Annotated in this window: 13 protein-coding genes; 6 read left to right on the top strand and 7 right to left on the bottom strand. The window is 69.3% G+C overall.

Features of this window, described 5'->3' with window-relative positions:
* Window positions 1–9 precede the first annotated feature (9 nt).
* From ETP66_RS00910 to ETP66_RS12340, 4 genes are all read left to right on the top strand, one after another.
* Window positions 10–840 (top strand): carbohydrate ABC transporter permease, encoded by an 831-nt coding sequence (locus ETP66_RS00910; RefSeq protein WP_201738433.1) that lies wholly within the window; start codon window positions 10–12, stop codon window positions 838–840.
* Between the two features lie 104 nt (window positions 841–944).
* Window positions 945–1,934: an ROK family protein gene (locus ETP66_RS00915; protein WP_330848604.1), complete on the top strand. Its 990-nt coding sequence runs from the start codon at window positions 945–947 to the stop codon at window positions 1,932–1,934.
* Between the two features lie 3 nt (window positions 1,935–1,937).
* Window positions 1,938–2,891 carry an amidohydrolase family protein gene (locus ETP66_RS00920; RefSeq protein WP_130839723.1) on the top strand — a complete coding sequence of 318 codons (954 nt, stop codon included), beginning with the start codon at window positions 1,938–1,940 and terminating at the stop codon, window positions 2,889–2,891.
* Complete coding sequence (locus ETP66_RS12340) at window positions 2,888–4,642, top strand: glycoside hydrolase family 125 protein (protein WP_130839725.1); 1,755 nt, start codon at window positions 2,888–2,890, stop codon at window positions 4,640–4,642. The genes ETP66_RS00920 and ETP66_RS12340 overlap by 4 nt, the downstream gene beginning before the upstream one ends.
* On the opposite strand, the gene mntR is transcribed toward ETP66_RS12340, so the two are convergent.
* Window positions 4,585–5,247, bottom strand: coding sequence for a manganese-dependent transcriptional regulator MntR (gene mntR / locus ETP66_RS00930; protein WP_130839727.1), 663 nt, complete (start codon window positions 5,245–5,247; stop codon window positions 4,585–4,587). The two genes, ETP66_RS12340 and mntR, sit on opposite strands and share 58 nt — an antisense overlap.
* A gap of 70 nt (window positions 5,248–5,317) precedes the next feature.
* Here mntR and ETP66_RS00935 point away from each other — a divergent pair, with 70 nt between their 5' ends.
* Complete coding sequence (locus ETP66_RS00935; protein WP_236630062.1) at window positions 5,318–6,244, top strand: acetamidase/formamidase family protein; 927 nt, start codon at window positions 5,318–5,320, stop codon at window positions 6,242–6,244.
* Complete coding sequence (locus ETP66_RS00940; protein ID WP_130839730.1) at window positions 6,244–7,827, top strand: gamma-glutamyltransferase family protein; 1,584 nt, start codon at window positions 6,244–6,246, stop codon at window positions 7,825–7,827. The genes ETP66_RS00935 and ETP66_RS00940 overlap by 1 nt, the downstream gene beginning before the upstream one ends.
* A 231-nt stretch (window positions 7,828–8,058) precedes the next feature.
* Here the strand turns inward: ETP66_RS00940 and ETP66_RS00945 are convergent, their stop codons facing one another.
* The 6 genes from ETP66_RS00945 to lysS all read right to left on the bottom strand — a co-directional run bounded on the left by ETP66_RS00945 (window position 8,059) and on the right by lysS (window position 14,107).
* Entirely contained in the window at window positions 8,059–8,967 is a 909-nt protein-coding gene (locus tag ETP66_RS00945; protein ID WP_130839732.1) for a DUF72 domain-containing protein, read from the bottom strand.
* 166 nt (window positions 8,968–9,133) lie between these two features.
* On the bottom strand, window positions 9,134–9,598 hold the full coding sequence (locus tag ETP66_RS00950; RefSeq protein WP_130839734.1) for a PaaI family thioesterase: 465 nt from the start codon (window positions 9,596–9,598) through the stop codon (window positions 9,134–9,136).
* Window positions 9,595–10,014 carry a cobalamin B12-binding domain-containing protein gene (locus ETP66_RS00955; RefSeq protein ID WP_130839736.1) on the bottom strand — a complete coding sequence of 140 codons (420 nt, stop codon included), beginning with the start codon at window positions 10,012–10,014 and terminating at the stop codon, window positions 9,595–9,597. The genes ETP66_RS00950 and ETP66_RS00955 overlap by 4 nt, the downstream gene beginning before the upstream one ends.
* Before the next feature lie 13 nt (window positions 10,015–10,027).
* The gene (locus tag ETP66_RS00960; RefSeq protein ID WP_130839738.1) at window positions 10,028–11,683 is read right to left on the bottom strand and encodes an acyl-CoA mutase large subunit family protein; all 1,656 of its coding nucleotides are present in this window, start codon (window positions 11,681–11,683) and stop codon (window positions 10,028–10,030) included.
* Window positions 11,684–11,737: 54 nt separating this feature from the next.
* Window positions 11,738–12,631: a cation diffusion facilitator family transporter gene (locus ETP66_RS00965; protein ID WP_130839740.1), complete on the bottom strand. Its 894-nt coding sequence runs from the start codon at window positions 12,629–12,631 to the stop codon at window positions 11,738–11,740.
* Window positions 12,632–14,107, bottom strand: coding sequence for a lysine--tRNA ligase (lysS, locus tag ETP66_RS00970; protein WP_130839742.1), 1,476 nt, complete (start codon window positions 14,105–14,107; stop codon window positions 12,632–12,634).
* Window positions 14,108–14,122 lie beyond the last annotated feature (15 nt).

Raw genomic sequence — 14,122 nt, forward strand, 5'->3', positions numbered from 1 at the left:
GGGTTTCTCGTGGAGCTTCCTAACCATCCCCTGGTCAAACTGGTGGTCTACGGGATCCTGATCTTGGGCTCAGCCCTCATGCTGTTGCCCTTTATTTGGATGGTTTCCGCTGCCTTTAAGCCCCTCGACGAAGTGATCCGTGTGCCGCCTACCTGGCTTCCCGAGAGGCCTACCTTGGATAACTTCACCCAGGGTTTCGGGCAGTTCCCTTTCTGGAGATACTTCTTTAATAGTCTGGTTGTTTCGGGTATCGTGGTCTTGGGGGTATTGTTTACTAGTACTACTGCTGGCTATGCCTTTGCTAAGTTCTCCTTTCCTGGCAGGGATTTCCTCTTTATCCTCTTTCTGGCTAGCTTGATGGTGCCCTTCCAAGTGCGGATGATCCCTCTTTTTCTGCTTACAGACCGCCTAGGTTTGGTGGATACCCTGGCAGGGGTTGCCTATCCTTGGCTTTTCGATGCCTTCGGCGTTTTCCTGATGCGTCAATTTATTCGTACCATCCCTGACGAGCTGATCGAAGCTGCTCGTATAGACGGGGCCAGCGAGCCGAGAATCTTCTTCACCGTGATCCTGCCTCTGGTTCGTCCTGCCGTGGCTGCCTTAGCCATCTTTACCTTTGTAGCTTCCTGGGAAGAGTTCCTCTGGCCTTTGATCGTTTCCAACTCGGATCGCAGCCGCACCTTGCCCGTGGGCCTTCAGGTTTTCAATGAGCAGTACGGGGCTAACATACACTGGCAAATGGCCGTGGCTTTGGTGGCTTCCCTGCCCATGATTTTCCTCTTCCTCTTTTTCCAGCGCCAGTTCATACGTGGTATCACGCTGACCGGACTAAAGGGTTGATCATGGTAGCCCGCCCTCCCTTAATCCGCGATCTGAATCAAGCCCTTTTGCTGGCTTATCTGAGGGCCCGGCGTCTGGCGAGCCGTTCTCAGATTCAAGCGGAGATGGGCTTTTCCAAAGCCACCCTAAACGCCATTCTCAAGGAACTTCTGACCCTGGGCCTAGTCCGGGAGGAGCGGGGTCCTGGAGGGGGCACAGGGCGTCCGGCTAGGCAGCTGAGTCTTAATCCGGAGGCCGCTTACGGGGTTGCAGCTGTTCTCGAGCCCGGGGGCCTCAAGGGAGCTTGGGTGGACTTTCAAGGGGAAATCCGGGGATACCACCGGGTTGCTCTGAGGGAGAGAACCTTCTCTGAGGTTCTGGAGGGCCTGGATGGTTTGCTTCAACAGGTGAAGTCTTCAGTGGCCTATCCGGACCGCCTTGCTGCTTTGGCGGTAGCAGTGCCAGGGAGCGTAGACCAAGAAGGGCGTATCCGCTTAAGCGTCAAGATGCCCATCTTGGAGGGCCTGGCTCTAGCTGCTTTCCTTGCCGAACGATATGATCTTCCCACTTATGTGGAGAATGATGCTAAGTTGGCCGCTTTGGGGGAAAAGTGGGCGGGAGATGCTACTGGGTATAAGAACCTTGCGTTTCTCATGGTGAAGGAAGGGGTGGGAGCGGGGATTATCTTGAATGACCGCTTGCAGCGAGGAACTAGGGGCCTAGCTGGGGAAGTGGGGTACCTTTTGGTGGAGTCGGATGGTGAGGTGATTTCTTTGGAAGAGGCTCTAGTAACGAGTAGATTGGAGGTTCTAAATTTAAGCCCCGATTCCCAAGCTGAGGAGAATTCTCTGAACCGATATGCTTTCCATCTAACCCAGGTGATCATTGCCCTTACCGCTGTGGCAGATCTGGAGGCTATCTTTCTGGATATAGAGCCCCAGGAGTGGCTTCCGACCCTTCTGGAAAGAGTGGGAAAATTTTTGATGAAAACCCCGTACGCCTTGGAACTCCGCCCCTCACGGCTTTCGGGGGAAGCTCCCCTCTATGGGGCCATCGCCCTTGCCTTAGGTCAGACCTTTGAAGCTAGCTTGCTAGGACTTCGAAACCGGAGGTGAGCCGTGGCCGAAACCCCCTTGCCCGTCCCGGTTTTTGACTTCCACGCCCACCTGCCCTACGCGGGGGAGGAGCTTTGGGGCCGGTGGGGAAGGGAGTTTGCCCAGCGCTACGGGGAGGAGAAGCTCCGTCACTGGGCCCGGAAGAACCAGGAGGCCCAGCGCCCGTGGTGGCGGGCCTGGGGTTTTCCCTTTCCCGAAGACCCCCAGCCCCCTCCCGAGGAGGCGGCCCGGCGCTACGCGGAGGCCGCGGAAAGGGAGGGGCTTTTGGGGATCCTCTTCCTCACCGGCGGGGGGAACGAGGCCCTGGCCCGGGCCCTGAAGCCCTATCCCCGCCTCCACGGCTTCGCCCACCACGACCCCGAGGATCCCGAGGCCCCGGCGGAGCTGGAGCGGGCGGTGCGGGAGCTGGGGCTTCGGGGCTACAAGGTCTTCGCCCCCGCCGTGACCCGCCCCCTGGACCACCCCTCCCTGGACCCCCTCTGGGACGCCTGCGAGCGGCTGGGCCTCCCCGTCCTCATCCACTTCGGCCCCCTGGGGGGCGGGGGCGGGGTCGCCTATGCGCCCAACATCAGCCCCCTGGCCCTGCACGGGGTGGCCAAGGGCTTCCCCGGGGTGGCCTTCGTGGTGCCCCACTTCGGCTGCGGCTACGTGCGGGAGCTCATGCACCTCATGTGGGCCGCGGACAACGTCTACGTGGACACCTCGGGCAACAACGAGTGGCGGCGCTACGGGTGGCCCGAGCCCAGCCTCAAGGACCTCTTCCGGGCCTTCCACGAGGCCTTCGGTCCCGAGCGCATCCTCTTCGGCACCGACAGCTCCCACTTCCCCCGGGGCTGGGTGCGCCGCTACCTCGAGGAGCAGTTCCGGGCCGCGGTGGAGGCGGGGATTCCTGAGGAGGGTCTCAGGCAGATCTTCGCCGGGAACGCCCTGAGGCTTCTCCGCCTGGAGGGGGCGTGAGGGAGGCCCTCCTCACCCCCGCCCCGGTCCTCGAGGCCCCGCCCCGCCACCGGCCCACGGGGAGCCTCCTCCTCCACCTGGAGGCGGACCCCGACCGGCCCCTTCTGCGGCGGGCGGGGGTGGTCCGCCTGGCCTGGGACGGGCTTTTGGACCTGGTGGGGGACCCCCTCCTGGGGGTGGAGGGGGAGGGCTGGGAGGGGGGGATCCTGGCGGACTGGATCCCCTTCTGGCGGGGGGAGGGCCGGGAGGCGGTCCTCCTCGCCCCCCCGGGGGTTACGGGCTTCGCCCTCCGGGTGCGGGGGCCCGGCCCTCTGCGGGTCTTTGGCGGCCCCTTCGGCCTCCTCCTGCGGCGCTTCCGGGAGGAGGGGGTGGAGGCCAGGCCCCGCTTCGCCCACGACCCCTGGACGGGGAGCCACCTCCTGGAGCTCCGCGCCCACCGCACCCTCCTGGCCCTGGCCTGGCAGGGGGAGCCCGCGCCCCTGGTGCGGGGGTGGGGCCCGGGCCTGGAGCTGGAGTGGCCCGGGGGGGAGGCCACCCTGTACCTGGCCCTGGCCCGGGAGGGGGACGGGGCCCGGACGGCCGCCCTGCACCTGCGGCGGGTGGGGTGGGAGGGGCTTCTCGGGGCCACCCTCCGCCACCTGGAGGGGCTGGTGGCCGGGTACGGGGGGCCTCTGCCCGGGGTCTACCGCCGCCACCTCCTCTTCGCCTACCACTTCGCCCAGGGGGAGGCCCTGGAGGGGGAGCCCGTGGCCCTCACCTCCAGGAGCCCCCACTACTACGTGAGCGGGGCCTACTGGGCCCGGGACGGCCTCCTCTGGTTCTTCCCCGCCCTGCTCCTCGCCGACCGGCGGAGGGCCAGGACCCTCCTCAAGGCCCTCTTCCTCCGCCACGCCCCCTGGCCCGGGGAGCACGCCCAGTACCTCTCCGGCCCCCCCCTCTACCCCGGGTTTGAGCTGGACGAGGCCGCCGCTTACCCCCTGGCCCTCGCCCGCTACCTGGAGGCCACGGGGGACCTGGACCTCCTCCCGGAGGTCTGGGAGCCCCTGGAGGGGGTTCTGGCCCGGATCCGGGAGGAGCGCCACCCGGCCCTTCCCCTCTACCGCACCTTCCTCTCCCCGGCGGACGACCCCGTGCCCTACCCCTACCTCTTCTACGGCAACGCCCTCCTGGCCCAGGCCCTGGCCCGCCTGGCCCCCCACTTGGCCCGGCTGGGGGGGAGGTGGGCGGGGTGGGCGGCGGAGCTGGCGGGGGAGGCCCAGGCCATCCGGGAGGCCCTCCGCCGGGAGGGGGTCAGGCCCCGGGGGAGGGGCGGGGTCTTCCCCTTCGCCTTCGAGCCCGGGGGCGGGGCCCTCCTGGGGGACGAGCCCGCGGGGAGCCTCCTCCTCCTGCCCCACCTGGGCTTCTGCCCCCCGGAGGACCCCTGGTTCCGCCGCACGGTGCGGCGCATCCTCTCCCCTGAGAACCCCTACCACTACCGGGGCCGCTACCCTGGGGAGGGCTCCCCCCACTTCCCCTTCCCCTCCGGCTTCGCCCTGGCCAACCGCCTCCTCCTGGGGGGGAGGCCGGCCCGGGAGGCCCTCCGCGTCCTCCGGGAGGCCCCCCTGGACATGGGCTATGCCCCCGAGTCCTTCGACCCGGACACGGGCCTGGCCCGCACCGGGGTGGGGTTCGCCTCCTTGGCGGGCTTTGTGGCCTACGCCCTTTCCACCGCCACCCCCACCGCCTGGGCCAGGGCCTCGGGCAGGAGGTAAACCTCCCCCCCCACCTCCACCCGCACCCCTCCCGCCCGCTCCAGGACCCGGAGGCGCCTCCCCGGGACCAGGCCCAGGCGGAGGAGGAGGTTCAGGGTCCCCTGGTCCTGGGCCAGGGCCCGCACCACCCGGGCCTCCCCTGGGGGGGCCTCGGAGAGGGGGAGGGCTTGGACCTCGGGCAGGTCCAGGTCCTTGGTGGGGATGGGGTCCCCGTGGGGGTCGAAGGGGGGGTGGCCCAGGAGTTCGGCGATCCTCTCCTCGAAGGCCTCGCTGATCACGTGCTCCAGGCGCTCCGCCTCCTGGTGGACCTCCTCCCAGCCGTAGCCCAGGCTCCGGTGCAGGTAGGCCTCGAGGAGCCGGTGGTGCCGCAGGATCTCCAGGGCCACCCGCCGCCCCGCCTCCGTGAGCCGGGCCCCCCGGTAGGGGAGGTGCTCGATGAGGCCCAAGGCGGCGAGCTTCTTGAGCATGCCCGTGACCGAGGGGGGCCGGACCCCGAGCCGCTCCGCCAGGGCCTGGTTGGAGACCGGACCCTTGAGGTCCTCCTCCAGGAGGTAGAGGTGCTTGAGGTAGTCCTCCTGGGCCTCGGAAAGGGGGGCGCGGTCCATCCCCTTCAGGCTAGCACGCCCCCCCTCTCCGGGCCCCGCCTGGGGTATGCTTGGGGAGAGGAGGTGTTCCGTGCCCTACAAGACGGTGCACCGGGGCCACCACCACTTCGGCTGGGACAACGGCCTGCCCCCGGTGGCCCAGGTCTCCCCCGGGGAGGTGGTGGAGTTTGAGGTGGTGGACGCCTCGGGGGGGCAGCTCTCCCCCGCCTCCACCGCCGAGGACGTGGCCCGCCTGGACTTCGCCCGGGTGAACCCCGTGACCGGCCCCGTGTTCGTGGAGGGGGCGGAGCCCGGGGACGCCCTGGTGGTGGAGGTGGTGGGCCTCGAGGGGTCGGGGTGGGGGTGGACCGCCATCATCCCCGGATTCGGCCTCCTGGCCGAGGACTTCCCGAAGCCCCACCTGCACCTTTCCCGCTACACCCAGGAGGGCGTGGAGTTCCTCCCCGGGGTTCGGCTGCCCTATAGCCCCTTCCCCGGCACCCTCGGGGTGGCCCCGGGGGCGCCTGGGGTGCACTCCGTGGTCCCACCCCGGGAGGTGGGGGGCAACCTGGACATCCGCGACCTGGGGGAAGGGGCCCGGCTTTACCTCCCGGTGCAGGTGCCGGGGGCCTTGTTTTCCGTGGGCGACACCCACGCGGTCCAGGGGGACGGCGAGGTATGCGGCACCGCCGTGGAGTCGCCCATGCGCCTTACCTTGCGGTTTGACCTAAAGAAGGCAGCCCACCTGCCGCGCCCGGCCTTTGAGACCCCTGCCAGGGCAGCGGGAGGCCCAGGGGACAGGGGCTTCTTCGCCACCACCGGGATTGCCCCGGACCTCATGGTCGCGGCCAAGGACGCGGTGCGGTATATGATCGACCACCTGGGGCGGGAGTACGGCCTCTCCCCCGAGGCGGCCTACATGCTCTGCAGCGTGGCCGTGGACCTGAGGATCAGCGAGGTGGTGGACGCGCCCAACTGGGTGGTGTCCGCTTACTTGCCCAAGGGGGTTTTCCTCTGATGGACCTCACCCGCTACCCCTACCCTTCCCGGCGGCAGGTGGTGCTGGGGCGAAGGGGGGCGGTGGCCACCAGCCAGCCCCTGGCGGCGTTGGCGGGGATGGAGGTGCTCCTCAAGGGGGGCAGCGCGGTGGACGCGGCCATCGCCATGGCCGCCTGCCTCACGGTGGTGGAGCCAACCTCTAACGGGATCGGGGGCGACCTCTTCGCCCAGGTGTGGGATGGGGGGCTCCACGGGCTGAACGCCTCGGGGAGGAGCCCTTTGGCCCTCACCCCGGAAAGGACCCCCGAGGGGGGGATGCCGGAGCGGGGCTGGCTCCCGGTGACGGTACCCGGAGCGGTCTCGGGGTGGCGGGCCCTGCACGAGCGGTGGGGGAGGCTCTCCTTCCCCGAGGTCCTGGCCCCCGCGGTCCGCTACGCGGAGGAGGGCTTCCCCGTGGGCCCGGAGACGGCCCGGGCCTGGCGCAGGGCGGAGGCCATCTACCTGCCCCTAAAGGGCCCCGAGTTCCGGCCCTTCCAGGAGGTCTTCTTCCCCGGGGGCCGGGCGCCGGGGGCGGGGGAGGTGTGGCGGAGCCCGGCACACGCCAAGACCTTAAGGGAGATCGCCGAAACCTACGGGGAGAGCTTCTACCGGGGAAACCTGGCCGAAGCCATGGCGGGGTTCAGCGAGGCCACGGGGGGCCTCCTTACCCTGGAAGACCTCAGGGCCCACGAGGCGGAATGGGTGCAACCCCTCTCCCTGGAGTACCGGGGCCTCACGGTCCACGAACTGCCCCCCAACGGCCAGGGGGTGGCCGCCCTCCTGGCCCTGGCCCTCCTGGAGGGGTTCGAACTCAAACCGGAGGACCCCTTCAGCTACCACCTGCAGGTGGAGGCCATGCGCCTGGCCCTGGCCGACGCCTTCCGGTTTGTAGCCGACCCCCGGTTCCTGGAGGTTCCTCCCCCGGCCCTCCTGGACCCCGGGTACGTGGCCGAACGGCGCAGGCTCATCGGGGAGCGGGCCCTGCCCCAGGCCTTGCCCGGGCTCAGGCCCGAGGGGACGGTGTACCTGGCGGCGGCAGACGGGGAGGTGATGGTCTCCCTCATCCAGTCCAACTACCAGGGCTTCGGCGCGGGGATCCTGGTGCCGGGGACGGGGATCGCCCTGCAGAACCGGGGGCTGGGCTTTTCCCTGGAGGCGGGGCACCCCAACCGGGTGGGGCCGGGGAAGCGGCCCTACCACACCATCATCCCCGGCTTCCTCACCCGGGAGGGGAGGCCCCTGGGGCCCTTCGGGGTGATGGGGGGGTTTATGCAGCCCCAGGGGCACGTGCAGGTGGTGCTGGCCCTGGCCCAGGGGCTGAACCCCCAGGCGGCCCTGGACCGGCCGCGGTGGCAGGTGGTGCCGGGCAGGGGTGGGGACGAGGTGCTCTTGGAGCCCGGCATCCCCCCGGCCACGGCCCTCTTCCTCAAGGACCTGGGGCACCGGGTGCGGTACGAGGTGGAGTACGGCCTCTTCGGGCGGGGGCAGGTGGTCCTGCGCCACGGGGAGGCCCTCCTGGGGGCCTCCGACCCCCGGGCCGAGGGGCTGGCCCTGGCCTATTGATGCCCTTTCCCCTGCGCCCTTCGTCCCAGGGCTGGTGCCGGAGCCGCCCCCCTCTCCCTACCCGGGCCCCCACCCTGACGGGGTCAGGGTGGGGTGGTGGGGCACCCCCCTCCGCCCGCTTCCCGGGCCCGAGGCCACGCCCCAGCCGTCCGGGGGGTTGCCCGCCAGGGGGGAAGGGGGTGTCCGTGCCCCTTTGGGGGCTCCCGTCGCGGCCCCACGGCCCGGTACCCGTCAGGGAAGGGCGGCCGCCCAGGAGGGGGGCCCTAGGCCCAGGAGGCGCTTGAGGCCCAAGGCGGCCTCCACCCCCTGGGTGCCGTAGTTGTTGTTGAAGGTGACGTAGACCGCTTCCGCCCGCTCCGCCAGGGTGCGGGCCGCCTGGGCCAGGTCCTGGAGCTCCTCCTCGGTGTAGCGCCAGTTGAAGCGCTCGTAGGCCTTGCCGTGGGGGCCCTTCCAGGTCTCGGCGTTCCGGCCGTGGCACCGCAGGACGGCCACAGGGTGGGTGGACTCCAGGACCCGCGGGGGGGCCTCGGGGTGGGGCGGGGCGTCCACGCTCACGTGGGCCAGGCCCAGGCGCCTCAGCTCCCGCCTGACGAAGCCCCAGGCGGCGTACCACCGGGGGTTGCGGAACTCCACCGCCACCAGGTAGCCCCGGGTCCGCTCCGCCAGCCCCTCCAGGTAGGCGAAGCTCCGGGGCTTGGGCTCGGTCCAGGGAGGGAGGCCGAAGTGCAGGTAGCCCAACTTGCCCAGGGTCTCCAGGGGCTTCAGGGCGGCGAAGAACCGCCGCCAGGCCTCCTCCACCACCTCCCGTGGCACCTCCCGCTGGGGGAGGTGGCCTTCCCGCCGGGGGAGGAGGGCCCGGAGGTCCTGGGGGAGGGCCTGGGCCTCGAGGCCGTGCCCGGTGAAGGCGGAGAAGGCCTTGACGTGGAAGAGGAAGCCCGCCGGGGTGCGCTCCGCCCACTTGGCCGCCACCTCGAGGCGGGGCAGGGCGTAGAAGGTGCTGTCCACCTCCACGGCGTCGAAGTGCTGGGCGTAGTAGCGGAGGCGCCTTTCCGGGTGGTGCCTCACCTCAGGCGGGTACCAGCCGGAGGCGAGGAGGGTCTCGTCCGTCCAGCTGGCGGTGCCCACGCGGATCTCCCCCACGCCCTCATGGTGGGGGAAAGAGGCCTTTAGGGCAAGGCTTTCCCTAAGCGTCCGCCCGCAGGCGCTGCTCCGCGGGGTGAGAGGGAAGGGGCCCTCCCGCGGCGTTCTCGGGGACCCCGTTGCGGCGAAAGCCGCGGCCTTGGGGCCCCGTTGCCGCGCCGGGCGCTCAGCCGCCGAAGCCCTCGGTGATCTGGACCAAAACCGCCTCCCCCCGCACCGTCAGGGCTTCGCCTGCGTAGACCTCGGCCTCCACCACCACCTTCCGCCCCTTCACCTCCCTGGCCCGCCCCACCAGGACCAGCTCCGGCCCTAAGGGGGTGGGCTTCAGGTAGTCCACCTTGAGGCTCGCGGTCACGAAGCGGAGGGGGGTCTTTTCCAGGTCCAGTCCCTCGGCGTCCGCCTTGGCGGCGGCGGCGGTGGCGGTGGCGTGGCAGTCCACCAGGGAGGCCAAAAGCCCCCCGTAGACGAAGCCGGGGATGGCGGTGTGGTGGGGGCTCGGGGTGAAGGCGGTGCGGCTTTCCTTGCGTTCCCGGTTCCAGTAGGTCTGGAGGTGGAGGCCCATGGGGTTCAGGTAGCCGCACCCGTAGCAGTGGGCCCACTCCGGGGGGTAGTGGAGCTGGATGGCCTTCATGCCAGGCCCTGGGCCCGCCAGCGCTCGGGCACCGCTTGGCGGAGGAAGTCCACGATCTCCTGGGTGCTGGTGCCGGGGCCGAAGACCGCGGCCACCCCCAGCTCCTTCAGCCTGGGCACGTCCTCGTCGGGGATGATGCCCCCGCCGAAGAGGAGGATGTCCGAGGCCCCCTGCTCCTCCAGAAGGCGCTTCACCTCGCGGAAATAGTGCATGTGGGCCCCCGAGAGGATGGAAAGCCCGATGGCGTCCACGTCCTCCTGGACCGCGGCGCTGACGATCATCTCCGGGGTCTGCCGGAGGCCCGTGTAGATGACCTCCATCCCCGCATCCCTTAGGGCCCGGGCCACCACCTTGGCCCCGCGGTCGTGGCCGTCCAGGCCCGGCTTGGCGATGAGCACCCGTATGCGCCTGTCCATAGCCCCATCCTACTTAGACGTAGGCCGGTTCCTGGTAGGTGCCGTAGATCTCCCGCAGGACGTCCATCATCTCCCCCAGGGTGCAGTAGGCCAGGGCGCACTCCACGAAGTGAGGCATGGTGTTCTGCCCCTCCACCGCCGCCCGCCTTAGGCCCTGAAGGGCCTCCGCCACCCGCTTGGGGTCCCGCTCCCGGCGCACCCGGGCCAGGCGCTCCGCCAGGACCCGTTCCACCTCGGGGTCCACCAGCTGGATGGGCACCTTCAGGGGGACCTCGTCGGTGAAGGCGTTCACCCCCACGATGATGCGCTCCTTGCGCTCCACCTCCTGCTGGTAGCGGTAGCTGGCCTCGGCCAGCTCCCGCAGGAAGTAGCCCTCCTCGATGGCCCGCACCACCCCTCCCATGCGGCGGATCTCCTCGATGATGGCCATGGCCTGGCGCTCCATCTCGTCGGTGAGCCACTCCACGTAGTAGCTCCCCGCCAGGGGGTCGATGGTGTGGGTGACGCCGGTCTCGTAGGCGATGATCTGCTGGGTGCGGAGGGCGATGGTGGCCGACTCCTCCGTGGGCAGGGCCAGGGCCTCGTCGTAGGCGTCGGTGTGCAGGCTGTTGGTGCCCCCAAGGACGGCGGCCAGGGCCTGGATGGCCACCCTGGCGATGTTGTTCAGGGGCTGCTGGGCGGTGAGGGAGACCCCGGCGGTCTGGGCGTGGGTGCGGAGGGCCCAGCTTTGCGGGTTCTTGGCCCCGTAGCGCCCCCGCATCTCCTTGGCCCAGATGCGCCTCGCCGCGCGGAACTTGGCGATCTCCTCGAAGAAGTCGTTGTGGACGTCGAAGAAGAAGCTGATGCGGGGGGCGAACTCGTCCACGTCCAGGCCCCGCTTGAGGGCGGCCTCCACGTACTCGAAGCCGTCCGCCAGGGTCCAGGCCAGCTCCTGCACCGCGGTGCTTCCCGCCTCGCGGATGTGGTAGCCGGAGACGGAGATGAAGTTCCACTTGGGGACGTTTTTAGGCCCCCACTCGAAGGTGTCGATGACCAGCTTCACGCTGGGCTCAGGGGGGAAGATGAACTCCTTCTGGGCGATAAACTCCTTGAGGATGTCGTTCTGGATGGTGCCCCCCAGCTTCTTCCAGTCGTAGCCCCGCTTCTTGGCCACCGCCAGGTACATGGCCCAGATGGCGTTGGCGGGGCTGTTGATGGTCATGGAGGTGGTGACCTCCTCGAGGTTGATGCCCTCGAAGAGGATTTCCATGTCCGCCAGGCTACTGACCGCCACCCCGCACTTCCCCACCTCTCCCTTGGAGAGGGGGTGGTCGGCGTCGTAGCCCATGAGGGTGGGGAGGTCGAAGGCCACACTGAGCCCGGTCTGGCCCGCCTGGAGGAGCTTCTTAAAGCGCCCATTGGTCTGCTCGGCGGTGCCGAAGCCCGCGAACATGCGCATGGTCCAGAGCTTGGACCGGTACATGGAGCCGTAGACCCCGCGGGTGTAGGGGTACTCCCCGGGGTAGCCCCGCTTCTCCTCGTACTCCGGGTCCAGGACCCCGATGTCCTCCGGGGTGTAGAGGGGTTCGGGGGCGATGTCGGAGAGGGTGCGGTGGGCGATGGGCCTCTCCGGCATCTTCTCCAGGCTCTTCCGGTAGGTTTCCCTGAGCCAGTCGTGCTTCTTGCGCATGGGCCCTCCCTTTGCCCTCCAGTCTACGCTTTTTTGCGCCGGAGGAAAAGAGCGTTACACCTTCCCGCCCGGGGAGGGGCCCGCCCCCCGCCGCTCGCTTTCCGGCTCCACGTGGATGGTGACGGAAAGCCCCGGGAACTCCCTTTCCAGGGCCCTTTCCAGCTCGTCGCAGAGCCGATGGGCTTCCTCCACGGTCATGCCCCCCGGTACCACCAGGTGGAACTCCAGGAAGGCCCGGGGGCCCGCCTTGCGGGTTTTGAGGTCGTGGACCTCGAGGGCCCTTCCCCGGAGCACCTGAACGATGGCCCCGCGGATCCGACCCACCTCCTCCGGGGGAAGCCCCTCGTCCATGAGCCCCCCCACGGAGTGGCGCACCAGGCGGAGGCCCAGGAAGAGGATGTGCCCCGCCACCAGGAGGGCGAGGAGGGGATCCAGGATCCAAAGCCCCGTGAGCCCCGCCAGGCCCACCCCTAGGAGGACCCCTGCGGAGGTGAGGACGTCGGAGAGCACGTGATAGCCGTCGGCGGTGAGGGCCGGGGAGCGTAGGACCCGGCCCAGGCGGATCAGGTGGCGGGCCAGGAGGGCGTTGACCCCCGAGGCCAGGAGGGCCAGGAGGAGACCGGGGCCCAGACCCTCCAGGGGGACGGGGCGGAGGAGGCGGGGAAGGGCTTCCCGGGCGATGAGGAGGGCGGCCAGCACCACCAGCACCCCCTCCAGCACCGCGGAGAAGTACTCCGCCTTGGTGTGGCCGAAGGGGTGGTTGCGGTCCGGGGGCCTTTGGGCCAGGCGGATGGCGAGGAGGGCCATAAGGGCTGCGGCCACGTTTACCGTGGACTCCAGGGCGTCGGAAAGGAGGGCCACCGAGCCGGTGAGGAGGTAGGCCAGGGCCTTGAGGCCCAAGACCAGGAGGGCCACCAGGAGGCTCAGGCGGGCGGCCTGTTCCGTCACCTAGATCCCTTCTTGCACGGCCTCTCGCCGGGGCTTGAGGAGGGGGAAGAGAAGGACGTCCCGCAAGGAGGGCTGGTCGGTGAGGATCATGGCCAGGCGGTCCAGGCCGAGGCCCAGGCCCGCCGCCGGGGGCATCCCGTATTCCAGGGCCAGGAGGAAGTCCTCGTCGGGCTCGGGGGCTTCCTCGTCCCCTTCCCTGCGGCGCCGGGCCTGCTCCAGGAAGCGCTCCCTTTGGTCCAGGGGATCGTTGAGCTCGGAGTAGCAGGGGGCGAGCTCCATGCCGGCGGCGTAGAGGTCCCAGCGCTCCGCCAGGCCCGGCTTCTCCCGGTGCCTTTTGGCCAGAGGGCTCAGGACCAGGGGGAAATCGAAGACGAAGGTGGGGTCTTGGAGCTCGGGCTCCACGTAGATGCCGAAGAGCTTGTCCAGAAGCTTGTGGTTGGGCACCCCCCGGAGTTCAGGGTGGTGGGCCTCGGCCCAGAGGCGCAAGCGCTCCAGGTCCAGAGGGTCGAAGGGGAGGCCCGCCTTCTCTTTCAAGGCCTCCACAAAGGAGATGCGCCGGAAGGGGGGCGCGAAGTTCAGCACCCGGCCCTGGTAAGGCACCCCGTAGCCGCCGAAGAGGTGGCGGGCCAGGCCGGAGAGGAGCTCCTCCACCAAAAGGGCCATGTCCCCGTAGTCCGCGTAGGCCCAGTAGGCCTCCAGCATGGTGAACTCGGGGTTGTGGTTGTGGTCGATGCCCTCGTTGCGGAAGTTGCGCCCGATCTCGAAGACCTTCTCGAAGCCCCCCACCAGGAGTCGTTTTAGGTAAAGCTCTAGGGAGATGCGCAGGTAGAACTCGTGGTCCAGGGCGTGGTGGTGGGTCCGGAAGGGCCGGGCCTCCGCCCCCCCGGTGGTGGGCTGGAGGACGGGGGTCTCCACCTCCAAAAACCCCTGCGCCTCGAAGAAGCGCCGGATGTAGCCCACCATCTCCGACCGGCGGCGGAAGACCTCCCGCACCTCGGGGCTCACGATGAGGTCCAGGTAGCGCTGGCGGTAGCGGACCTCCTTGTCCTTAAGGCCGTGCCACTTGTCGGGAAGGGGATGAAGGCTCTTAACCAAAGGGGTCCAGGAGAGGACCTTGACCGTCACCTCCCCCGTCCGGGTGGTGAAGACCGTCCCCTTCACCCCCAGGAGGTCCCCCACATCCAGCCGCTTCAGGAGCTCGTAGCGGGGGGTGAGTTCCTTTTGAAAGTAGAGCTGGATCCTGCCGCTTTCGTCCAGGAGGTGGGCGAAGGTCACCTTGCCCATGCGCCTTAGGGCCAGAAGCCGCCCCGCCAGGGCCACCTCTCCCTCCCACTCCGCCTCCGGGGGGGCGCCCGCGTGGGCCTCCAGGACCTCGGCCGCCCGGTGGGTCTTGGGGTAGCGGTAGGGGTAGGGGGAAAAGCCCGCCTCCGCCAGGGCCTCCAGGTTCAGCAGGCGTTGCCGCGTCTGCTCGTTCATGGGACCTCAGGGGCG

The organism is Thermus thermamylovorans (genome assembly GCF_004307015.1).
Classification (GTDB): domain Bacteria; phylum Deinococcota; class Deinococci; order Deinococcales; family Thermaceae; genus Thermus; species Thermus thermamylovorans.